This is a genomic window from Streptococcus sp. HMSC068F04, assembly GCF_001837455.1.
GTDB lineage: Bacteria > Bacillota > Bacilli > Lactobacillales > Streptococcaceae > Streptococcus > Streptococcus salivarius_D.
In genome coordinates this window covers 13544-36935 of the sequence record NZ_KV832482.1, presented here as the reverse complement: position 1 = coordinate 36935, position 23392 = coordinate 13544, and the positions used below count along the sequence as shown (strand labels likewise).

General features: G+C 40.4%; 19 protein-coding genes and 2 pseudogenes. 1 reads left to right on the top strand and 20 read right to left on the bottom strand.

What is annotated here, in order from left to right; translation table 11 throughout:
* Window positions 1-306, top strand: a pseudogene (locus HMPREF2571_RS04670) (amino acid ABC transporter ATP-binding protein); the annotation flags it as partial.
* Between the two features lie 144 nt (window positions 307-450).
* Here HMPREF2571_RS04670 and tnpA read toward each other — a convergent pair.
* The 20 genes and pseudogenes from tnpA to HMPREF2571_RS04570 form a co-directional block, all read right to left on the bottom strand.
* A pseudogene (gene tnpA, locus HMPREF2571_RS04665) lies at window positions 451-912 on the bottom strand (IS200/IS605 family transposase).
* Window positions 913-1133: 221 nt separating this feature from the next.
* Window positions 1134-2753 carry a chaperonin GroEL gene (gene groL, locus HMPREF2571_RS04660; protein WP_013989995.1) on the bottom strand — a complete coding sequence of 540 codons (1620 nt, stop codon included), beginning with the start codon at window positions 2751-2753 and terminating at the stop codon, window positions 1134-1136.
* 44 nt (window positions 2754-2797) lie between these two features.
* Window positions 2798-3085, bottom strand: a complete 288-nt coding sequence (gene groES, locus HMPREF2571_RS04655; protein WP_013989994.1) for a co-chaperone GroES — start codon at window positions 3083-3085, stop codon at window positions 2798-2800.
* A 167-nt stretch (window positions 3086-3252) separates the two neighbouring features.
* Window positions 3253-4056: an ABC transporter ATP-binding protein gene (locus tag HMPREF2571_RS04650; protein WP_002883592.1), complete on the bottom strand. Its 804-nt coding sequence runs from the start codon at window positions 4054-4056 to the stop codon at window positions 3253-3255.
* The gene (locus tag HMPREF2571_RS04645) at window positions 4056-5996 is read right to left on the bottom strand and encodes an ABC transporter substrate binding protein (RefSeq protein ID WP_013989993.1); all 1941 of its coding nucleotides are present in this window, start codon (window positions 5994-5996) and stop codon (window positions 4056-4058) included. Before HMPREF2571_RS04645 ends, HMPREF2571_RS04650 begins: the two co-directional genes overlap by 1 nt.
* A gap of 481 nt (window positions 5997-6477) precedes the next feature.
* Window positions 6478-8340 carry a proline--tRNA ligase gene (locus HMPREF2571_RS04640; RefSeq protein ID WP_141760060.1) on the bottom strand — a complete coding sequence of 621 codons (1863 nt, stop codon included), beginning with the start codon at window positions 8338-8340 and terminating at the stop codon, window positions 6478-6480.
* A 70-nt stretch (window positions 8341-8410) separates the two neighbouring features.
* A complete protein-coding gene (gene rseP, locus HMPREF2571_RS04635; RefSeq protein WP_002883638.1) occupies window positions 8411-9673 on the bottom strand; it encodes an RIP metalloprotease RseP in 1263 nt (420 codons plus the stop codon).
* Between the two features lie 16 nt (window positions 9674-9689).
* On the bottom strand, window positions 9690-10484 hold the full coding sequence (locus HMPREF2571_RS04630) for a phosphatidate cytidylyltransferase (RefSeq protein WP_070847290.1): 795 nt from the start codon (window positions 10482-10484) through the stop codon (window positions 9690-9692).
* Window positions 10485-10496: 12 nt separating this feature from the next.
* Entirely contained in the window at window positions 10497-11246 is a 750-nt protein-coding gene (locus HMPREF2571_RS04625; protein ID WP_070847288.1) for an isoprenyl transferase, read from the bottom strand.
* 128 nt (window positions 11247-11374) lie between these two features.
* A complete protein-coding gene (locus tag HMPREF2571_RS04620; RefSeq protein WP_002883701.1) occupies window positions 11375-11713 on the bottom strand; it encodes a preprotein translocase subunit YajC in 339 nt (112 codons plus the stop codon).
* Between the two features lie 125 nt (window positions 11714-11838).
* Complete coding sequence (locus HMPREF2571_RS04615) at window positions 11839-12555, bottom strand: YebC/PmpR family DNA-binding transcriptional regulator (protein ID WP_002883635.1); 717 nt, start codon at window positions 12553-12555, stop codon at window positions 11839-11841.
* Window positions 12556-12710: 155 nt separating this feature from the next.
* Window positions 12711-14288 (bottom strand): ATP-binding cassette domain-containing protein, encoded by a 1578-nt coding sequence (locus tag HMPREF2571_RS04610; protein WP_070847286.1) that lies wholly within the window; start codon window positions 14286-14288, stop codon window positions 12711-12713.
* A gap of 153 nt (window positions 14289-14441) precedes the next feature.
* Complete coding sequence (locus tag HMPREF2571_RS04605; RefSeq protein ID WP_070847284.1) at window positions 14442-15314, bottom strand: helix-turn-helix domain-containing protein; 873 nt, start codon at window positions 15312-15314, stop codon at window positions 14442-14444.
* 191 nt (window positions 15315-15505) lie between these two features.
* The gene (locus tag HMPREF2571_RS04600; protein ID WP_002883580.1) at window positions 15506-16855 is read right to left on the bottom strand and encodes a glucose-6-phosphate isomerase; all 1350 of its coding nucleotides are present in this window, start codon (window positions 16853-16855) and stop codon (window positions 15506-15508) included.
* Window positions 16856-16958: 103 nt separating this feature from the next.
* Window positions 16959-17774 carry an endonuclease/exonuclease/phosphatase family protein gene (locus tag HMPREF2571_RS04595; protein ID WP_041826718.1) on the bottom strand — a complete coding sequence of 272 codons (816 nt, stop codon included), beginning with the start codon at window positions 17772-17774 and terminating at the stop codon, window positions 16959-16961.
* Window positions 17775-17871: 97 nt separating this feature from the next.
* Window positions 17872-20058, bottom strand: a complete 2187-nt coding sequence (locus tag HMPREF2571_RS04590; protein WP_070847282.1) for a PTS transporter subunit IIBC — start codon at window positions 20056-20058, stop codon at window positions 17872-17874.
* A 152-nt stretch (window positions 20059-20210) separates the two neighbouring features.
* Entirely contained in the window at window positions 20211-21149 is a 939-nt protein-coding gene (locus HMPREF2571_RS04585) for an AEC family transporter (protein WP_070847280.1), read from the bottom strand.
* Window positions 21150-21312: 163 nt separating this feature from the next.
* Window positions 21313-22125 carry a metal ABC transporter permease gene (locus HMPREF2571_RS04580; protein WP_013989982.1) on the bottom strand — a complete coding sequence of 271 codons (813 nt, stop codon included), beginning with the start codon at window positions 22123-22125 and terminating at the stop codon, window positions 21313-21315.
* The gene (locus HMPREF2571_RS04575; protein ID WP_013989981.1) at window positions 22118-22825 is read right to left on the bottom strand and encodes a metal ABC transporter ATP-binding protein; all 708 of its coding nucleotides are present in this window, start codon (window positions 22823-22825) and stop codon (window positions 22118-22120) included. The genes HMPREF2571_RS04580 and HMPREF2571_RS04575 overlap by 8 nt, the downstream gene beginning before the upstream one ends.
* Before the next feature lies 1 nt (window position 22826).
* Window positions 22827-23270, bottom strand: a complete 444-nt coding sequence (locus tag HMPREF2571_RS04570) for a zinc-dependent MarR family transcriptional regulator (RefSeq protein ID WP_022496535.1) — start codon at window positions 23268-23270, stop codon at window positions 22827-22829.
* Window positions 23271-23392: the final 122 nt, after the last annotated feature.

Below are 23392 nucleotides of genomic sequence, written 5' to 3'. Positions count from 1 at the left end.
CAAAAACAACGTGTGGCCATTGCCCGTGCCCTCTCTGTTGATCCAGAAGCCATCCTATTTGACGAGCCAACTTCAGCCCTTGACCCAGAAATGGTAGGGGAAGTACTCAAGACTATGCAGGAGCTATCTGAAACTGGTTTGACCATGATTATCGTTACCCATGAAATGGAGTTCGCACGTGACGTTTCAGACCGTGTCATCTTTATGGATAAAGGAGTAATCGCTGAACAAGGTAGCCCAGAACAAATCTTTGAAAATCCTAAAGAAGAACGTACTAAGGAATTCCTCAAACGTTTCTTGGGTTAAAAATCATAACCACCCGTCTAACGGGTGGTTTGATCAAGGGCTATAAGCCCATATTACCAGCCAGCGCCTAAAGACGCTGGCTTTCACTTTGTTCAAGCCTTATTGCTTTTGACTCGTCACAAGCCTCTCAAAGAGGCATTCGCATTACTTACCATTATCCCTAAAGGGATTTTCATATTCTTTAACGCTTAATTTGTCCAAAGCGATATCATGCTTCTCTTGTTCCTGGATATATTTCTTAATTGTGGCTTCATTTAGTCCTACGTACTTACATAATATCCTTCTGCCCAAAAATGTCTGTTCCCAAATTTATATTTTAAATTGGCGTGTTTATCAAACATCATTAAGGCACTTTTACCTTTTAAATATCCCATAAAACTAGCTACTCATTCGTGGTGGTATACTTACTAGCATGTGAACATGATCTGGCATTAAGTGGCCTTCTATTATTTCAACGCCTTTATATTGGCATAGTCTATGAAAAATCTCTCCCAGACTACTCCTATATTGATTATAGATTATTTTTCGTCTATACTTAGGTGTAAATACAATGTGGTACTTACACATCCATTTTGTATGTGATAAACTGTGAGCTTTTTGCGCCATAGTCTTAACTCCTTTCGTTTTACAATTGGCTTGAACACCCATATTGTAACTCGTTTGGAGTGTTTTTGTTATGACGGTATAACCTTCGATGCGCACCCGCATAGCGGGTGGTTTATTTGTTTCGCACCTTCGGAGCGAAACGGACTTAAAGTCACAAAAAAAGAAAACCCAGAAAAAGTTTCTCTACTTTTCCTAGGTTTTTTCTTTTGCTTTTTAAACTCTTAGTAACCCATCATTCCTGGATCCATAGCTGGTGCTGCTGGAGCCTCTGGTTCAGGTTTGTTGGCAACGACTGCCTCGGTTGTCAAGATAAGACTTGCTACAGAAGCAGCATTTTGGAGGGCAGAACGTGTGACCTTAACAGGGTCGATAATTCCTGCTGCGACCATATCTACCCATTCACCGTTAGCAGCGTTAAAGCCTGTACCAACTGGGCTGTTCTTCAATTTATCGATGATAACTGAACCTTCATAACCAGCGTTATAAGCAATTTGGCGAACTGGCTCTTCCAAGGCACGGAGGACAATATTACGCCCTGTAGCGTCGTCACCTTCAAGATCAAGTTCAGCAACCTTAGCAATGACGTTAACAAGAGCTGTACCACCACCTGCTACGATACCTTCTTCAACAGCGGCACGAGTAGCGTTAAGGGCATCTTCGATACGAAGTTTCATTTCTTTAAGGGCTGTTTCAGTGGCCGCACCAACCTTAACAACTGCAACCCCACCTGACAATTTAGCCAAACGTTCTTGAAGTTTTTCACGGTCAAATTCAGATGTTGTTGTTTCCAATTGAGACTTGATGAGGTTAACACGGTTAGCAATCGCTTCTGTGCTTCCTGCACCTTCAACGATAACTGTGCTATCTTTATCCACAGTTACTTTCGAAGCTTGACCAAGTGCTGCCATAGTTGCGTCCTTAAGCTCAAGACCAAGATCCTCAGTAATGACAGTTGCTCCTGTCAATACGGCAATGTCTTCCAACATCGCTTTACGACGGTCACCAAAGCCAGGTGCCTTAACAGCAACAACATTGAAAGTTCCACGAATCTTGTTAAGAACAAGCGTAGGAAGAGCTTCACCATCCACGTCATCAGCAATAATCAAGAGTGGACGACTTGTCTTAAGCACTTCTTCCAAGAGTGGAAGAACATCCTGAATATTTGAAATTTTCTTGTCAGTCACAAGGATAAATGGATTATCAAGGTCAGCGACCATCTTTTCATTATCAGTAACCATGTACTGAGAAAGATAACCACGGTCAAACTGCATACCTTCAACCACTTCGAGTTCAGTCTCCATACCACGAGACTCCTCAATAGTGATAACACCATCATTACCAACACGTTCCATCGCTTCTGAAATGTATTCACCAACTTTTTCAGAACGTGATGAAACCGCTGCGACTTGGGCAATGGCTTCCTTATTAGCAACTGGTTGTGCAATAGCTTTAAGCTCTTCAACCGCTGTAGCTACAGCTGCTTCAATCCCACGACGGATACCGATTGGATTAGCACCAGCCGTTACATTTTTGAGACCTTCACGGACAATAGCCTGTGTCAAAACAGTGGCTGTCGTTGTTCCGTCACCGGCAATATCGTTCGTTTTTGAAGCCACTTCGCTGACGAGCTTAGCACCCATATTTTCAAAGTGATCTTCGAGTTCAATTTCTTTAGCAATTGTCACACCATCATTAGTGATAAGAGGTGAGCCAAAAGCTTTTTCCAAAACCACGTTACGACCTTTAGGACCAAGCGTTACCTTAACTGTATCAGCCAAAGTATCAACACCACGGACCATTGCTGCGCGTGCAGCTGATGAAAATTTAATATCTTTTGCCATAGTTACTCCTTCTTTATCTTACTTTATATCTGATTAGCATAGACCTAAGCTAGGACTGCTAAAATATCTGCTTCACGGATAATTGAAACGGAATCATCTCCGTCTTTAACATTGATACCTGCACCATTTTCAACAAGAACTTTATCGCCTGCTGCAACACTAGGTGCAATCAATTCACCAGTAAGAGTACGGATTCCTTCGCCTACTGCCAAAACCTCAGCAGTTTTTGTAGCTTCATGACTGGCTCCTGCCAATACAAAGCCACTAGCTGTTTTTTCTTCTGTTTCTTCAAAACGGACAACGATACGATCACCCAATGGTTTCAATGCCATACCAATTACCTCCAAATGTTATTTATTATTAGTAACGTGTGAAACGTTATTTTTAGCACTCATAAACCACGAGTGCTAATCCATATATTTATTTTAGCACTTGGTCAAAAATAGTCAAGAAAAAACTACCCAAAATCTGAACTTTGGACAGTTTCCTTTTTTGTTTATTAACCGAGTACCAAGGCATCGTCATTGAGGACTTGTCCACTATTTTTGTGGAAGAGGTCCATAAGTTCTGCAACTGTGAGGTTTTTCTTTTCCTCACCTCGCACATCGACGACGATTTTACCATGATAGAGCATGACTAGACGGTTCCCATATTCGATAGCATGTTCCATATTATGGGTAATCATAAGGGTTGTCAATTCTTGTTCTTCAACAATCTTACGTGTCAAATTCATGACCATATCACTTGTCTTAGGATCTAGTGCTGCTGTGTGTTCATCCAAAAGCAAGATTTTTGGACGCACTAAGGTTGCCATAGCAAGTGTCAAGGCCTGACGTTGTCCACCTGACAAGAAATTAGCATCAGTCTTCATACGATTCTCAAGACCAAGACCAAGATCTACCAAGGCTTCCTTGAAGACTTGACGTTCGCTTTCAGTGATAGACTTTTTAAAGAAGCTACGTTTCTTACCACGACGATAAGCAATCGCCATATTTTCTTCGATAGAAAGGTTTGTCGCTGTCCCCATTCGAGGATCTTGGAAAACACGACTAATGTCTTTAGAGCGCTCATCTACAGATGCTTTCTTAATAGATTGCCCCTCCAACAAGATATCCCCCTCATCAATGCTAAGAACACCAGCAATTGAATTCATCAAGGTTGATTTACCAGCACCATTTCCCCCAATAACAGAGATAAAATCTCCCTGCTCAATGTCGAGATCCAAACCACGAAGGACGTGATTTTCATTGACTGTGCCTTTTTCAAAGGTTTTGTGAATCTGTTGTAAACTAAGTAAAGCCATTACTTGTCACCTCCTAGAGTCAAGGATTTGTTAGGTCTAATTTTGAATTTTTGTCGTACTTCTGGCACATAAAGGATGATAGCAAGCAAGATGGCTGAAGCCAATTTCAACATTTGAGCATCAACGTTCATGGCAAGGATAATAACCAAGACCAAACGGTAGAGAACAGCACCTACGACAATTGACCAGAGGCGTTTGCCAAGTGGTAGATACTTGACGATAACTTCGGCTAAGATGATTGCAGCCAAGCCATTTACGATTGTACCAGTACCCATATTCATATCCGCATAGCCATTGTTTTGAGCTAGGAGGGCACCTGATAGGGCAATCAAACCATTAGAAATCATGTAGCCAAGTATCTTCATGCGGTCAACCTTGATACCATTGGCTTCACCCATGGCAAGGTTATCACCTGTTGCACGAAGAGCAAGTCCAACCTGTGTATTAAGGAGAACAACCAACATAAGTACTACCAGACTAACAAAAATCAGTCCTAATAGAATCACACCATTCAGCTTAGATAGACCAAGATTCATCACCATAGTCACCAGCGTGTTGTGTCCTGAAAGAGAGACATTGGCACTTCCAAGAACCAAAAGGTTAACTGAATAGAGCCCTGTTAAGGTAATGATCCCCGTTAAAAGTGCTGGTATCTTCATTTTCGTATGCATAAAGCCAGACACCGCTCCGGCAAGCATACCAGCAACAAAACCACCTAGAGTCGCAAAGATTGGGTTGATTCCACGGATAATCATGATAGTTGTCGTAGCAGCACCAAGTGGGAAGGCCCCCTCAGCTGTCAAATCAGCAAGGTCCAAAATACGGAAGGTAATGAAGACCCCAATAGCCATAATAGCCCAGAGAAGTCCCTGAGAGATGGCTGTTAGCACCACATTTGAAAATCCTTTTTTAGAAGACTTATTGACCTTAAGCTTAATGACACCCTTATCTTTTTTAGCAATTGGTTTGTCATCTTGCGTTGATGCTTTAGATTCCTCGTCACTAATGCTAGAAACATCAATGCCAAGTTCTTTAGCCATGTCATGGTTTACCACAACATTAAGTGTTTTAGGATACTCTGCATCGACATCCTTGACCTTCTCACCTCGGAGAACACGGCCTGCCAACTTACCTGTTTGACGTCCAAGCGCTTCATAGTTAGTTCCATAAGTGAACAGGACACCTTTTTCTACACTACCAGCGTCACTACCAACAACTGGAACCTTAGTCTCTTTAGAAAGATCTACCAAGGTATTAATAGCACTAACAATGGTATTGTCAGTTGGGATGAAGATGACTTCGGTCTGACTCATCAAGCTCTTGGCTGTATCTTGGATATCATTGGTTGATGAAATTCCTTTGATAACCGTTTCAATACCAGCTTCCTTGAAGTATTTCTTGGCTTCTTCAACCTGAACTTCTGAGTTACGCTCACTGGTCGTGTACATAATCCCAACTTTTTTAGTGTTTGGAAGGACTTTTTTCAACAACTCGACTTGTTTGTTGATTGGTGACATGTCGCTTGTCCCTGTCACATTTCCTCCAACATTGTCCATAGACTTAACCAATTTAGCTGAAACTGGATCTGTAACAGCTGTAAAGAGAATTGGCTTGTCCTTTGTCAAACTACTCAAAGACTGGGCTGCTGGGGTTGCGATAGCTAACATGACATCATTATCTTCAATAAGCGACTGAGAAATCGTCTGCAAGTTAGACTGATCTCCTTGTGCATTCTGATAATCGATTTTGATGTTCTTACCGTCGACGTAACCTTCCTCTTTGAGTTCTTCAATGAACCCTTTACGTGTCGCTGACAAGGAAGGATGTTCCACATATTGGAGCACACCGACGTGAACCAAATCTTTATTAGAAGCATTGGAACATGCTACCAAGAGGACAGCTGTAATAACAGCCATCATACTGACCAAGAATTTCTTCATCTTGTATACCTCTATTTTTTATTCTATCTATTTCCAATTTTCTTTCATCTTTTTTCCGAGACGATAGGGTCAAATGAAAATTAAAAATAGACCACGGTATGAAAAAAACCAGTTAGGACAGGCCCAACTGGTTTTATGCATCTTGACTAGCACAGGCTAGCTTATGTCACCGGTTAGACCTATTCATCTAATCGGCTAATCCATCACAAAATGCTTTAGCTTCATAGATACAAACTGACTGACGCTTGTATCCTGAAACACAAACGTCCTATCTAAAGAAACTAAAGTAATAAAAAGCTTTAAGATTTCCCAAATGGGTCGCTTTGTTAAGCATGTGATGCCTCCGTAGTTATGATAGTCTTAAGTTTACACTATTTAGACAATTCTGTCAAATTGGAATTTACTCTCTTTTCTCTCAATTTATCATTGTCACTACAAAAGAAAAATCTCTTCTTGCTCCTGCAAGAAAAGATTTTTTAGATTAAGCATTTTGTTCTGTTGTTAAGATAGCAAGTGTCTCAATCAAGTTATCGGCATTAACTTCAATAGTATCACCTGTTGCCTTGATTTTAACTTCGACAACACCTTCGCTGGCTTTTTTACCAACTGTCACACGGATCGGAAGTCCGATAAGGTCACTGTCAGAGAATTTAGAACCAACACGCTCATTACGATCATCTGTCAAGACATCATAGCCTTCAGCCATAAGAGCAGCTTCCAAACGTTCTGTCAAAGCATTGGCTTCCTCATCCTTAGTGTTAACTGTAATCAAGTGAACATCATATGGAGCCAATTCTTTAGGGAAGTTAATTCCCCATGCATAGCGGTATTGACCTTTTGGGGTCTTGTTAACAAAGAGACGTGCATGTTGTTCGATCACAGCTGACAAGATACGGCTTACACCGATGCCGTAACATCCCATGATAATTGGAACAGCACGGCCATTTTCATCAAGAACATTAGCACCCATACTTTCAGAGTAACGTGTACCAAGTTTAAAGATATGACCAATCTCGATACCACGCGCAAACTGAAGGACACCTTGACCATCTGGTGAAATCTCACCCTCTTTAACTTCACGAATATCCACGTATTCTGCCTTGAAGTCACGCTCTGGGTTAACCCCTGTCAAGTGGTAACCATCTTCATTGGCTCCAACAACCGCATTAGCCACGTCTTGAACCTTACGGTCCGCAACGATACGAACATTTTCAGGAAGGTTAACTGGACCAAGAGAACCGAAGTTAGCGCCAAAGACTTGACGTGCTTCATCTTCTGTAGCTGGTTCAAGGAAATCAGCAGCAAGGTAGTTTTTCAACTTCACATCGTTAACCTGATCATTACCGACAAGAAGGGCCACCACTGGTTCATCATCAGCAATGAAAAGCAAAGTCTTGATGGTTTGTTCTTCTGGAACATTCAAGAAAGCAGCAACTTCATCAATTGACTTGCAATTTGGCGTTTCAACTCGAGTCACTTCTTCTTGAGTCACAACCTTGGTCGCTGGTGTGTAGGCGTTTGTTGCCATCTCAAGGTTAGCTGCATAGCTTGACTCTGTAGAGTAAGCAATTGTGTCTTCACCAGATACCAACCATGATGTCAATTCTTTCTTGATTTCTTCCATGACATCTTCTGGAATCTCATCCAATGAAGCAATTGACTTGTCAAGAACTACCCAACGGTTGAGATCTGTACGCTCAGGAGTGACCGCCATGAATTCTTGAGAATCCTTACCACCCATGGCACCACCATCACCGATGATACCCTTAAATTCAAGGCCAGCACGTGTAAAGATAGCCTCATAAGCTTTACGGTAGTCTTCATAGGTTACATCCAAATCTTCATAGTTTTGGTGGAAACTATAAGCATCCTTCATGATAAATTCACGTGTACGAAGAAGACCGTTACGAGGACGTTTTTCATCACGGTATTTTGATTGGATTTGGTAGAGATTAAGTGGCAATTGTTTGTATGATTTAACCGCATCACGAACCAAGGCTGTAAACGTTTCTTCGTGAGTTGGACCGAGGATAAAGTCAGATTTATCACGGTTTTTAAGTTTATAAAGGTCTTCACCGTAAGTTTCATAACGGCCTGACTCACGCCACAAATCTGCTGTCAAAAGCGCTGGCGCCAACATTTCAACCGCACCAATTTTTTCAAACTCCTCACGCATGATGGTTTTGAATTTCTCGATAGCACGATTTGCCAATGGCATATAAGCATAAATACCAGCAGAAACCTGACGCACGTAACCCGCACGTACCATAAGGGCATGACTGATAACTTGAGCATCACTTGGCATTTCACGAAGTGTTGGAATCAACATTTTACTTTGTTTCATCATTTACATACTAAGGAGGCTGGCCCTTGGCTCAAGTCCCTTAGACTTCCTTTCGTTTCTTTGTTTCTAATTAAAAGAAAGCACGCATAATATCATTCCAAGTAACTGCAATCATAAGAACAACCATGATAGCAACACCTGCAAGTGTAATATAGCTTTCAATTTCTTGATTAAGTGGTTTACGACGAATGGCTTCAATAATATTCATAACAATTTTTCCACCGTCAAGGGCTGGAATTGGGATAAGATTGAAAATTCCCAAGTTAATTGAGAGCATCCCCATAAGGTTAAGAATGGAAATCAAGCCATTTTCTGAAGCCTGGGCAGACATCTGGAACATAGCAACCGGTCCACCAAGTTTATTCAAACTAAAGTTGGTGATAAGCCCCTTAAGTGCTACGAGAATTTTGAAGGCCCCTTCCCAAGCCATTTGGAAACCACCAAAAATCTTATCTTTAAGACTTGTTTTTAAAGCAGGAGAAACACCCAAAAAATAGCTACCTTGGTTCTCCTGAGGTTTAACAGAGATTGTTTCTTCCTGACCGTTACTTCTCTTAACTGTCACAGAAAGGCTGTCACCTTTGGAGAATTTTTGGGTATTCTCTGTCAATGCTTCCTTCAAGCTGTCCCAATCAGTAACCTTGTCCTTATTGATAGCCTCGATAGCATCACCATTTTTCAAGCCTGCCACCTGAGCAGCGCCTCCATCGGCTACCTGGATACGGTTGGTCGATGTATCTTGAACACCACCTTGAACAAAGGCTAAGATAATAAAGACAAGCACCCCAAGAATGAAGTTATTCATAGGACCAGCAAAGTTGGTAATTAAACGTCCCCAAATGCTTGCATTTTGATATTGGACATCCTTAGGAGCGATACGAAGTTCTGTACCATCCTCCTCAACGATAGTGGCATCATGATCAACCTCATAGGTCTTGGTCTCATCTAGGACTAGACCTGTAATGGTTAACTTATCCTCCAAATCATAGGCAGTGACGTTCATAGGCAAAGCCGTCTGGTCAACCTGGCGATCCGAAAGGTTGATACGTCTTACCTTACCATCTGATCCAATCGTTAGACTGGCAGGGCTACCTGTTTTAATCTCAGTTGTATCTTCACCCCAACCAGCCATACGGACATAACCACCCAAAGGGAGGATACGGATAGTATAAACGGTACCATCCTTACCTGTATGTGCAAAAATTTTCGGTCCCATACCAATGGCAAATTCACGAACCAAAATTCCTGAGCGTTTGGCAAAAAAGAAATGACCAAACTCATGGAAGACGACAATCACACAGAAAATCAGTAAAAAGGTAATAATAGCTTTCATCTAGACACCTCCACTCTTAAAAAAGTCCTAGGAAGTGCATGATTGGGAAAACGAAGATCCAGCTATCGCAACGGTCCAAAATACCACCATGCCCAGGAATAAGATTGCCTGAGTCTTTAACGCCAAAGTGACGTTTAATAGCTGATTCAACCAAATCACCAAATTGACCAAAGATACTAAAGAGAATCGTACAGATAAGCAACCAGAAGAAGTTATGAGGGGCATAAACGCCGTGGTTAATCAAACCAAAGATAAGAGCCACAATGATTGCGGACAAGATACCACCGACACTACCCTCAATAGTCTTATTTGGCGATACTTTTGGCAATAGCTTATTCTGACCAAATTGACGACCAAAAAGGTAAGCTCCAATATCTGTTGCCCAAATAATAAAAAGAGCAAAGAGAACTTTTTCCCAACTATCCAAACGTGCCGCAATGAGATTTTGGAAACCAAAACCAACATAAAAGGCAGATGCAATTGGATAAGCTGCATCATCAAAAGAATAATGGTCGCTATTAAGGACAGTCCCCGCTAGAATCAAAAATGAAATAACAGCGAAACCTGTCACACTAGCATTTGTTGGAAGACTGATAAAATACTGATCAATCGGCACAGCCAAGATAAAAGCTGCCACCATTGATAAAATACCCTCGATAGAGAAAATCTCCAAGTGCTTCATGCGAAGCATCTCAGACACTCCAACCATGGCCATAGCTCCAACCAAAAGTTGGAAAGGAAGACCACCGATAAAGAGCAATGGGAGGAAAATGGCTGCTGCCACACCCCCACCAATTAAACGTTCTTGCATGAGAGGTCCTTTCTAGACACCACCGAAGCGACGGTGACGTTTATTGTAGTCAGAGATGGCTTGACGTAGCCCTTGCTGGTCAAAGTCTGGCCAGAAAACATCTGTGAAGTAAAACTCACTATAGGCAGATTGCCAAGGCAAGAAGTTACTTAGACGAAGCTCGCCACTCGTACGGATAATCAAATCTGGATCACGGTAGAGGTAAGGCAATTTATCTGTCATCAAATGCTTAGCAATGAGATCTTCATCAATAGCTTCAGGACTGAGTTTGCCTGCTTCAACCTCTTTAGCAATCGCTTGAACTGCAGATACAATCTCCGCACGACCACCATAGTTCAGTGCAAAGTTGAGAACCAAACCGGAATTATGTTTTGTCTGCTCAACTGCCTTTTCAAGAGCATCTAAGGTTTCCTTAGGCAGACGACTGTTATCTCCGATTGTCAAAATACGAACATTGTTTTTGTCTAATTCTGGTACATATTTGTTAAAGAATTCAACTGGCAAATTCATGATGAATTTCACTTCATCTTGTGGGCGTGACCAGTTTTCAGTTGAGAAGGCATATACTGTCAATACCTTAACTCCAAGTTGTGACGCTTCGATAGTTACCTTTTGCAAGGCGTCCATCCCAGCCTTATGCCCCATCACACGTGGTTTTAGACGTTTTTTAGCCCAACGGCCATTTCCATCCATAATAATACCGATATGGTTGGGAATATTGTCTAGAACCTCTTGATGAGATTTTTTTCTAAATTTAAACATGGAATATCCTCTAAATATAGTTTACCCTTTATTTTACCACATTTTCAGGGGTTCTGAACAGCTTTTAATACCGATAAGATTAGAAAACGCAAAAAGACCAGGATTTAACCTAGTCTCAAATACACATCTTAGTTTTCATCAGCAGACTCAATTGCTGAATCTTCTTCGATAATTGTCTTTTTAGTTGTTTCTGCTGTTTCTGTAGTTGGTGCTGGTGTGATCACTTTCATGATTGAACGACTCAAATCAAAGGTCAAGAAGACACCTTCTGCATCCAAAACGATACGGTTATTCTCTTTGTCAATCTCATCAACAATGGCAATCAAACCACCGATTGTTTCAACTTCAGCACCCTTAGCAAGACCTGCAAAACGATCTTCCTGTGCCTTTGCTTGGCGACGACGGCTGAAAGCCACATAAGCAACAATTGCAACCACATAAATGGCCAAAACTAGCATCATATTCATATTTCGTATTCCTCCAATAATTCACTTGGCTACTACTATATCAGATTAAGTCAGGACAAGCAAGACAAATCCTTAGACAGACCACATAAAAACACTTTCCATCGTAAGGAAAGTGTTGAATGAGATTACATATCTGCTACGTTGTGATATACCTTTTGAACATCATCGTCTGCTTCAAGCGCATCAATAAGTCCTTCGAAAACTTCAAGGTCTTCACCTTCAAGAGTAACCTCAGTTTGTGGAATCATTTCAAGTTCAGTCACTTGGAACTCTTCTTGTCCGTTAGCACGGAGAGCTTCCAAAGCTTTGTGAAGATCTGTTGGCTCAGTGTAAACAGTGATAGTACCATCTTCTGCTTCTACATCTTCAACTTCTACATCTGCTTCAAGCAATTGTTCAAAGATTGCGTCTGCATCTTCACCTGCAAAAACGATAACACCTTTTTTATCAAACATGTATGAAACAGAACCTGAAGCACCCATGTTACCACCGTTTTTACCAAAGGCAGTACGTACGTTAGCAGCTGTACGGTTAACGTTTGAAGTCAAAGTATCTACGATAATCATAGAACCATTTGGTCCAAACCCTTCATAACGTCCTTCAACGAAAGTTTCATCAGTGTTACCTTTAGCCTTATCAATGGCCTTATCAATAACGTGTTTTGGCACTTGCGCTTGTTTAGCACGCTCCAAAACGAATTTCAAAGCTGAGTTTGATTCTGGATCTGGTTCACCTTGTTTAGCAGCCACATAAATTTCGACACCAAACTTAGCATAAACCTTAGAGTTTGCACCATCTTTAGCAGTTTTCTTAGCAACGATATTAGCCCATTTACGTCCCATGGGATTCACCTCTTCTAAGAGATTTGTATCTCTGATTTGTTTTTTCTTTTTTGAAAATAGCAGAACTTGCTAAATTCACAATCCCTTACATTATAGCACTTTGACTGCCGTTAGTAAAATTGAAATAAATCCTAAGCATTTATCATATGAAACATTTACTCATTGGCCTCTCCCAAACGAATAATCTTATCAAAATATGGTTCATTTTCCTTTATAAGATGGTGGGTAACCGTGATATAAGTGATATTGGGATCGCTTAATAATAGGTGCTCAATACGAGTAGCATTATTATGGTCAAGATTTGCAGTAGCTTCATCAAAAATCACAACAGAACATCCTTTTAAAAATGCTCTTATCAGGCCTATTCTTTGTTTTTGGCCCTCCGAAAAGCTACCGTCACTTACTTGCTCATCTATACGACTTAAGAAAGATAAAAGATTAACTCTTTCAAGAACTTCCTTGATGTGCGTATCAGTAATAGCTTCATTCCAAAGGGTTAGATTATTCCTCAAGGTATCATTATAGATATGAGTTTGACTCCCAACATAGGCACATTCAGACACGATTGAGTTCTCATCAATCTCTTTTGACTCCAATTTTCCAAACAAGATTTTTCCCTCGTAATCTTTAAGATTGCCTAGGAATATATTAAGCAGGGTTGACTTCCCACTACCTGAGCATCCAGTAATAGCATACTTGCCTCCTTTTTTAAAGGTTTGAGTGAATCCCTCAAAAATAGCCTTCTCTCCAAAATGATAACTTACATTCTCAAAGCGAACATCCTGAATAGTCGCTATGCAAGTCTTTGGACCCTCTGGAAAATCGTGAAATTTTCTTAAGATAGGATCGACAGACTTAATGGTCACTTGCAGCTGATTAATAGTGGATAGAGAGTTAAAAATATTACCTGATATCTGTCCTACCGAGGCAATGGTTCCAACAGTAATATTTCCAAAAATAATTAACAAACCAGTTAGAAGAAGTATCAACATCTGGGCGATAACTGAAAATAAAGCCATCAGCGTCTCAGTGCTAGTCTTTCTTTTTGTAAAAATAATTTTTTGTACAATATATTTCTCAACAATGGACCTCACTTGTCTAAGAAATATCTGTTTACGACTAGCGTAATAAACATCCGCATATCCATATAACTGATCGCTTATTCCAGAAACAAGCTCCTCATTCGCTTTGGAAAATATCTCCATTGATTTCTGCATTTTATTGGTAAATGGTTTGGGAAGATAAGTCAGACACAAAGTTAAAAAAATGGCTAGCAGAACAATCCTTACATCATAACTTAATAAGGCGATAATTGAAAACAAAGTGGTGAATACTGTTGAACAAAGGATATAAATACTTGTAAAGCCATTTGATTCTATCAATTGGATATCATTATTTAATACTGAGAGATGCTCTCCAATATCACTCTTTCTAAATTCACTAAAAGAATGGTGAATAATTTTACTAAGATAAGACTGACGAATAGACAAAGTCATTTTTTGGATTAATTTTGTTTGATGTACTGCAATAATATAATTCAAAACTAAATAAATAATGTAAAGACCTACCTCTAGACCTAACAGAGCTAAAAAAGATTGGATTCGCTTAGATACCAGCTGATTCGTCATTAAAGCTAAGGTTACCGAGGCACTCACAAAAATAGCAGCATTCAGTGCTAACAGTAAGATATGAACTAAATTGTCATACTTGTATTTAAGAATATAGGTTCTCATAGATTTCCTCACAATCTAAATCACCTTGGTATATAATCAGTTGGATAAATTGAAGACATTGGAATACTATATATCCATTGAAAATTAAAAACCATAGTGATGTCGTACTATGGTCTTAGTTTATTCTATTTTTTAACTCACTCTATAAAATTGTCATATAGTAGAATTTAGCAACTCTTGATACTCTAATTCCTTAGCAAGCAATAACTTTTCCGCACCTAAAGTCCTAAGAGTTTCTAAACACCCCTCAATTAGATTTCTCCCTTCAGCAACTTCGCCCGACTTTATCAAGTAAGACCCCATCACAAATATCAACTCATGTCTTTCATATAATAAGACCTCAGGAATTCCACTATCATTGACTAAATCTAAATAGTATTTCGCTGAATCTAGTTCATCACGTCGTAAAAATTCATAAGCTGCATTAATAAGAAGACTAATTCGGATTCTTTGATTTGAGTCGCTATTTCCAAAAAGTCTAGTTCTATACACAATCTCCTTGGTCAAAACATTAAGTGTCTGGGTGGAAATAAACGACATACTATTTCCTAGTATGATCAACTCTCTTTTTCCCCATTGTTCAATACTAAAAAGATAGTCTGTTAATTCCCTTACCTTATTTTCATCAACCTCTTTATTTGAAACACTTGCCAAAAAAGATTCTAGCATAATACTGTTATAGAGAAATGATTTGTCTTGTGTGAGCTCAAATTTATGACGCTCTTCTCCAGCGTACTTCTGTAACGATAAACTATCGTTTTGATAATAAGCCTTACTAGCACTTTCTAATAACTTTTCAGTATGAGTTGGATTATCTTGAGATAAAATACCATAGAACTCTTCAATACTAACATCCAATTTATCTAACAAAAGAAAAAATCTAGATAATGAGATATCAGATTCTCCACGTTCAAATTTTGATAGGAAAGATACTGATAAATAATCACTAGCAAGTTCTTTCAATGTCAAATTCTTTGATAAACGAATTTTTTTCAACAAAGCACCCATTTCCACAGGTTCAATCATGATTCATCCTCCTATACTTGAACTTATTATAGCAACAATCATTTCTAAATTAAAGAGCCACAAAACTCAACTAGCTAGTCCAAAATATTTAAAATAAAAATTCGTAAATTAACCTACAAGAAATCATTAATGGAGGGTTTAGCCTACAAATGGATAAAAAAAGACCAGCCAAAGCTGATCTTATCTGAGAATTACAAGCGAGCGTTAAGTTCTGCTCCAAGTTCTTCAAATCCTGGTTTACCAAGAAGGGCGAACATGTTTTTCTTGTATGCTTCTACACCTGGTTGGTCGAATGGGTTGATAGCATTCAAGTAACCTGAAAGGGCGATAGCAATTTCAAAGAAGTAGATGATGTAACCCAATGTAAAGGCATCTTGTTCAGGAAGAGTGATGAACATGTTTGGCACATCACCATCTGTGTGAGCAAGAAGAACACCGTCTGTTGCTTTTTTGTTAACAAAGTCAACATCTTTACCTTGGAGGTAACCAAGTCCATCAAGATCTTCTTCCAATTCAGGGATAATCACGTTCTTACGTGGTTTTTCCACACGAACAACTGTCTCAAAGAGGTTACGTGTACCTTCTTGGATAAATTGTCCAAGAGAGTGCAAGTCTGTTGAGAAGTTTGCTGATGTTGGGTAGATACCTCTTTGGTCTTTACCTTCAGATTCACCAGCCAATTGTTTCCACCATTCTGAGAAGTATTGAAGTGATGGTTCGTAGTTAGCCAAGATTTCAGTTGTGTAACCTTTACGGTAAAGGATGTTACGAAGTGCAGCGTATTGGTAAGCTTCGTTTTCAGAGATTTTAGATGAAGAATACTCTTTACGTGCAGCGTTAGCACCTTCCATAAGGGCTTTGATATCAGCACCTGAAGCTGCGATTGGCAAGAGACCTACAGCTGTCAATACTGAGAAACGTCCACCGATGTCATCTGGAACAACGAAAGTTTCCCAACCGTTAGCATCTGCTTCAACTTTAACTGCACCTTTTTGGCGGTCAGTTGTTGCGTAGATACGTTTGTTTGCTTCTTCTTGACCGTATTTCTTAACAAGGAGTTCCTTGAAAACACGGAAAGCGATAGCTGGTTCAGTTGTTGTACCTGATTTAGAGATAACGTTAACTGAGAAGTCTTTATCTTCAACATACTCAAGCAAGTCTGCAAGATAAGTTGATGAAATTGAGTTACCAGCGTAAACGATTTGTGGTGCTTTGCGTTCTTCTTTTGTTTGAAGGTTAGCAAAGTGATGATTCAAGAAGTCAATGGCTGCTTTGGCACCAAGGTAAGAACCACCGATACCGATAACAACCAAAACATCGCTTTCTTCTTTGATTTTTTCAGCAGCTTTTAAGATACGATCAAATTCTTCACGATCGTAGTTTTCTGGAAGGTCACGCCATCCAAGGAAGTCTGCCCCTGGGCCAGTTCCTTTGCGAATCATTTCGTCTGCTACTGTTACTTGTGCTTGAAGGTTGTCCACTTCGTGTGGTGCTACAAATTTATCCAAAACTTTTGAATAATCAAATGTAATATGAGCCATTAGTCTCTCCTTATAAAAATTCAATTATAGCTTCTAGTTTACTCTTTTATTTGTCTTTTGACAATGTTTTTTACCCTTATTAGGTCATAATAGGATACAGTTTCTACTTAAATGTTAATTCTGCTTCAAGACCGTAATGGTCACTTACCAAAGGTTGATTATGGCCGTCAAAAATCACACTAAGGCGCTCTACTGTCCAATCTTGGCTAGCAAAGACATAATCGATACGTAAAGGCTCTTCATTGCCCTTCCAGCCATCGATACCTGGTCCAACTGTATAGCTACCAGTTGTTTCTTTAGCTACTTCAAAACTATCTTGAAGATTGAGCGAGCTAGCCAAGATGGCTTGATGCCCTTCGCGACCTGCTGGGTTATTAAAGTCACCTGCTAGGATGAGCGGTTTCCCAATAGCTTTGAAACGTTCCTCAATACGTGCCCACTCTTCTTGGAAACCTTTGTCCCACCATGAAAGGTGAACACTAGCAACAGCAACTTCTCGGCCATCTACAGTAGTTTCAGCAACTGCTACACGGCGTGTATGGTAGTCAGTTGGATCATCAACATCTGAAACCAAGATTTCACTCGCTGTCAATGGTTGACGTGACAAGACGGCAACCCCCTCATTAAGGTGATCATAACCAATGTGATTATAGGCCCAAGTCCAATGGTATTGAAGACCTTCTTCAGCCAACTTTTCCACAAGAAGACGGACAAAGTGATCTTGGTGGATAGGTGTTGCTGATGGAAGTGCATGATAGTAAGCATCCGTGTCAACAACAGAAGTCTCTATTTCTTGGTTAACTTCCTGGAAGCAAATAATATCATACTGAGCCTTTAGGATCTGTTCCTTTAAGGTTTGGAATTTTCCTTCTGCATCTTCTTCCATCCAACTGTGAGTATTTAAAGTTAGAAATTTCATAAGTTTATCCCTCTTCTGACTTGCATCTAGAAATGACATAGGGTCATTTACAAACAAAACAGCCCAAGGGCTGTCTGCTTGTTTATCGTTTAGCAAATTAAAGTTCTACTTTTGCAACTGGAGCGTTAGCAGCCAATTTACCTGTATGTTCTACTTTAACTGATTTGATTGCATCTGCATTTGTAAAGACAACAACTGTAGATGTTTCACGACCTGCTTCACGGATAGCATCAAGGTTTGCTTCAACCAAGAGGTCACCTGCAGCAACTGTTTGACCTTCAGTAACTTTAACGTCGAATGGTTTACCTTCAAGACTAACAGTGTCAAGTCCGATGTGAACCAAAACTTCAAGACCATTATCTGTTACCAAACCAAGAGCGTGTTTAGTTGGGAAGATGCTTGTCACTTTACCAGCTACTGGTGAAACGATTTTACCGTTTTCTGGTTCTACAGCGAAGCCATCACCCATCATTTTTTGTGAGAATACTGGGTCTTTAACATCTTCGATGTTGATAACTTGACCATCAGCAACTGAATGTACTTCATCAGTCACACCTTTGAAGGTAGCTTCTGCTTTTTGAACAGCAGTCATTTGGCTTGGAAGTGTTTCTGGAATCACTTCACCTGAATCAAGTACGTCTTGGATATCAGATTTCAAGACGTCAGCTTTAGGACCGTAGATAGCTTGAACACCTTGTCCTTTCATGACAAGACCCATAGCCCCTTCGGCTTTCCATTGAGCTTCAGTTCCAACTTTTTCAGCGTCTTTGACAGTAACACGGAGACGTGTCATACATGCGTCAACGTCCACGATGTTAGCACGTCCACCAAGAAGATTGATAATATTGATAACTTGTGAACTTGCTGAGCTTGTTCCAGCACCTGCTGAGCCAGCAGATTCTGCAGGAGCATCATCGTTTTGTTCATAGTTACCGTTACGTCCTGGTGTTGCGTAATCAAATTTCTTAATCATGAAGTTAGCGATGAAGAACATGATAACACCAAAGAGTACAGTTACCCAAATAAAGTTTACGATATCCATCGCCAAACCTGCGTTAATAGCGAGTGGTGTACGTGTCAAGAATTCGATAGAACCGAATGAGTGAACACGGAGGTGAACGATGTCAGCCATTGCAAAGGCAGCACCTTGTACAAATGCGTAAATGATGTAAAGTGGAGTAGCCACAAACATGAACATGTATTCGATTGGTTCAGTTACCCCTGTCAAGAATGTTGCAAGCGCAGTGGCAGTCAACATACCTTTGTATTGATGTTTCTTGTCTTCGTCAACGTTACGATAGATAGCTACGACCATACCCATCAAAATACCAAATGAACCAATCATTTGACCAACTTTGAAACGAGCTGGTGTGTAGGCTTCAAGAAGGTGTTTGTATTGATCTGGGTGAGCACCTTTAAGATTAGCAAGGTCAGTAACCCATGCGAGCCAGAGTGGGTCTTGACCCAAAACTTTAGTACCTTTTGCAGCACCAGTCAAGACTTCATAAGTACCACCCAATTGAGTGTAGTTAATTGGGATAGTTAGCATGTGGTGAAGACCAAATGGCAAGAGAAGACGTTCCAATGTACCGAACAAGAACGGTGCCAAAATTGGAGCAGTTTCTTTTGAGTTGGCAATCCACATACCAAAACCGTTGATTCCAGATTGGATAACTGGCCATACAATGGCAAGAACGATAGCTGCAATAGCTGAACGAAGAATGACTACGAATGGTACGAAACGTTTACCATTGAAGAATGACAAAGCTTCTGGCAATTTACGGAAGTTATAGTATTTATTGAAGGCAGTAGCTCCGATGAAACCAGAGATGATACCTACGAACACACCCATGTTAAGGGCTGGAGCTTCCATAACACTGATGAAGTAATCAGATACCTTGATTGATTGACCAAAAACGGTGTGGACTGTAGCAGCTTTATCAGCAAGAATATCCGAAGTAACACCAAAGATTGAACCAGTCATACGGTTAATCAAGATAAAGGCAAGACCTGCTGCAAAAGCACCTCCTGCACGTTCCTTAGCCCAACTACCACCAATGGCAAGGGCAAACAAGATGTGAAGGTTACCGATAACCCCCCAACCAATCTGCTCAAGAAATCCACCTGTAATAACGAGTGGTGCCATGTTTGGATTAATCATGGCAATCGTTTTACCGATAGAGATCATGAGACCTGCTGCTGGCATAACCGCGATAACAACCATGAGGGCTTTACCGAATTTCTGCCAGAACTCAAAGCCAAATTTTTCTTTTAGCTTATTCATTTCATTTCCTCCTACGTTTGATGCAAACGTTTGCATTGCTTATGTAATTATTATAGCACCTTTTGATGATTTGTAAAGCGTTTTCTTAAACTTTTTTGATTTTTTTTACAAAGAGAAGCCCCCTAGCAAAAACTGGGGGACTCAGGCATTTATTAAGCCATCAGAACCATGAGAATTGGGATAACAATCATGGTCGCGAGGGTAGTCTCAGTCACCATAACAGCAGCGTAATCACTATCAGCTCCATAGAGTTTAGCAACTACTGGAGCATTGGTCATGACAGGCATGGCAGACTGGATGATAAAAACTTGTTTCATCAAAGTTGGGAGAGGTGCCCAGTAAACAATGGCAGCCATCAAGAGAGGGGCAACTACAAAGCGTCCCAACAAAATCAATACCTGGTCCTTTTTAAGAACCAACTGCTTGACACCTGCATTGGATACTGACAAACCGATGAAAATCATAGATAAAGGAGTCGTCAAACTACCCAAATACTGCAAGTCACTGGCTAAAAAAGTTGGTAATTTAATATGAAGGATAACAATAATAAGACCTAACATGAAACCCATTAGAGGGGGAGAGAAGATCTTTTTCAGACTTGTTTTTAAATCAAATTCTGCCTCTCCCTCCCCATCTCGCTGAATAAGGTAAGTTCCCAAGGTCCAGAAAAAGGTCGTATTGCACATATAATAGATAAGAACATAGGGAATACTAGCATCGCCAAAGAGAGCTTGATTGATAGGGAGCCCCACAAAAATGGTGTTTGAATTAAAAAACATGGAGATAAAGAGACCACGACGCTCCTTTTTCACTGCAAAAATACTAGCCACCGCTGTCGCAATCCCAAGTAAAATCACCATGGACAGTGCAGGAAAACGCAATTCTGGTAACATCTTGAGCAGGTCTGTCGCTGTGAAACGCTGAGTGATCGTATAGAGCATGTAACAAGGCAGGGCAATTTGAGTGACTAGTTTCGCTATAAGACCACGTGACTTGTCATCAAACCAGCCTTTTTCGCCCATAACGAATCCCACTAAAATCATACCTAAGATGACTAGGATTCCCGATATACTCGTTAAAAAGATTTCCATGTTTTCTCCTTTTTTGTTACTGTTACAGATAATAGTAGACACCAGAAAAAACTAATCATTTTTTCTGCCTAGAAATCTACCATTCTTATTTTAACTTCTCTCAAAAACCACTTTAGTATATCACAAAAAGAGCTTGATTTCTCAAGCCCTTTTCTTCTATTATTTATTCTGCTTTTAAGAGAGGTTCAAAGATGGATACCAGACCAAAGAAGGCGATGAAGATAAGGGTAATAGTTGCACTAGCTGGTGTTTCCCAATAATAGGAAATAAAGATACCAGAGAGCATTCCAACCAAACCAATACCAATAGCCCAGAAAATAACAGATTTAAAGGTTTGACCTATTTTCATACCAATAGCTGCAGGAAGAATCATGATGGTAGAAACCAAAAGTGATCCTGCTGCTGGAATCATCAAGGCAATCGCTATCCCTGTCACAATATTGAAGAGGAGAGACATGAGACGAACTGGCAAACCATCTACATGAGCGGTATCCTCGTCAAAGGTTAAAAGATACATAGGACGAATAAAGAGTAGGGTCAAGACCAGTACAATGGCCGCAATAACAAAGAGAGCACGCACCTGCTCAGCGCTAATCGTGATGATAGAACCAAAAAGATAGCTATCCAGACTCATACTACTGCTACCCGCCTTGTTACTAAGAATAAGAGCCACTGCCAATCCCATTGACATGAGGATAGCCGTTGAAATCTCCATATAATGCTTGTAACTAACCCTGAGATATTCTAAAACCAAAGCAGCAATAACCACAACCACAAGGGTCATCCAAGTGGTTGATAGTCCCAAGAAAATCCCAACAGCCACCCCAGCTAGGGACACGTGACTCAAGGTATCGCTCATCAGACTCTGACGACGAAGAATTAAGAAAAGCCCCAAAATTGGCGAAAAGATACTGATAGCAATCACGGCGAGAATAGCACGTTGCATAAAATCATAGGCTAATAATTCACTAATCATGTTTGTGCTCCTCTCCATCCTTTTCATGGACATTGAAACAACGCCAAGGCAATTTCTGGTTACGAACTAGATGAATATTACGGTCTGTGTACTCCTTGACTTCCTCTGGATCGTGGGTAATCATCAAGACAGACTTGCCATGCTTGTGAGCCGAGTGGTGCATGAGTTCATAGAAAGTATTGGCTGTTCCTGCATCCATACCCGTCGTTGGCTCATCCAAGACAAAGATATCTGGATCTGAGGCAAAAATACGAGCAATAACGGCACGTTGCTTTTGCCCACCTGAGAGACGACCAATTTGCTTGTGACGATTTTCCCACATACCTACAGACTCAAGGGCACGTTGAACGTGCTCCAAGTCGTGCTTAGTCAAACGACGGAACCAGCCCTTACGAGGATAACGGCCAGACTTCACAAACTCGTAGACCGTGCTCGGAAAACCTGCATTAAAGCTGGCAATCTGCTGTGGAAGATAGGCCATGCGAAGCTTTTTACCATCTTTATTGGTTTCAGAGATGGTTACAGTTCCCTTCTTAGGCTTGAGAATTCCTAGGGTAGCCTTAATAAGCGTTGACTTGGCAGCTCCATTTTCCCCAGTCAGGGTTACAAACTCCCCAGAATCCAAATGATAGTGAATATTGTCCAGAACGGGCTCCGCATCATACTGGAAGCTCAGTCCTTCAACTGTAATATAGCGCATCTTATTCCTCGATTTTTTCTGCTAATGTTGTCAAGAAACGTCCAATAACCTGACGCTCTTGATTATCAAACTGATCCAATACAGACCGATAAACCCCCAAGGTCTCTTGGTGGTGTTCCTCATGCTCTTGGGCTATGGGTTGAGCTTCTTGTGTCAAGACAAAGTAGGTCACACGCCCATCATCCTTATCTTTCTTAGCCTCCAACATGCCCTCTTTGACCAAGGTTTTAACTGCCTTGGTAACAGCAGCCTGGCTAACATTGAGGGTCTTAGCCAACTCAGAATTGGTCTTTCGTCCCTCAGACAAAAGCATGAGAATATGCTCCTGAGTATTAGTCAACTTAACCTGACTACGGCACTGACCAATGAGGAGCTCATGCTGATTTTCAGCCTTAAGCAAAATCTGATTAATCAATTGATTTACTTGTTCTTCTAGTTCTAGCATTGCTTTCTCCATTTACTTAACCAGTTAATTATATCGAAAACACAGAAGTTTTGCAAGGGTGGAGCAAGAAAAAGATTAGCGACGGGCTATCATCACTATCAAGGAAGAATAAGGGTAAAATA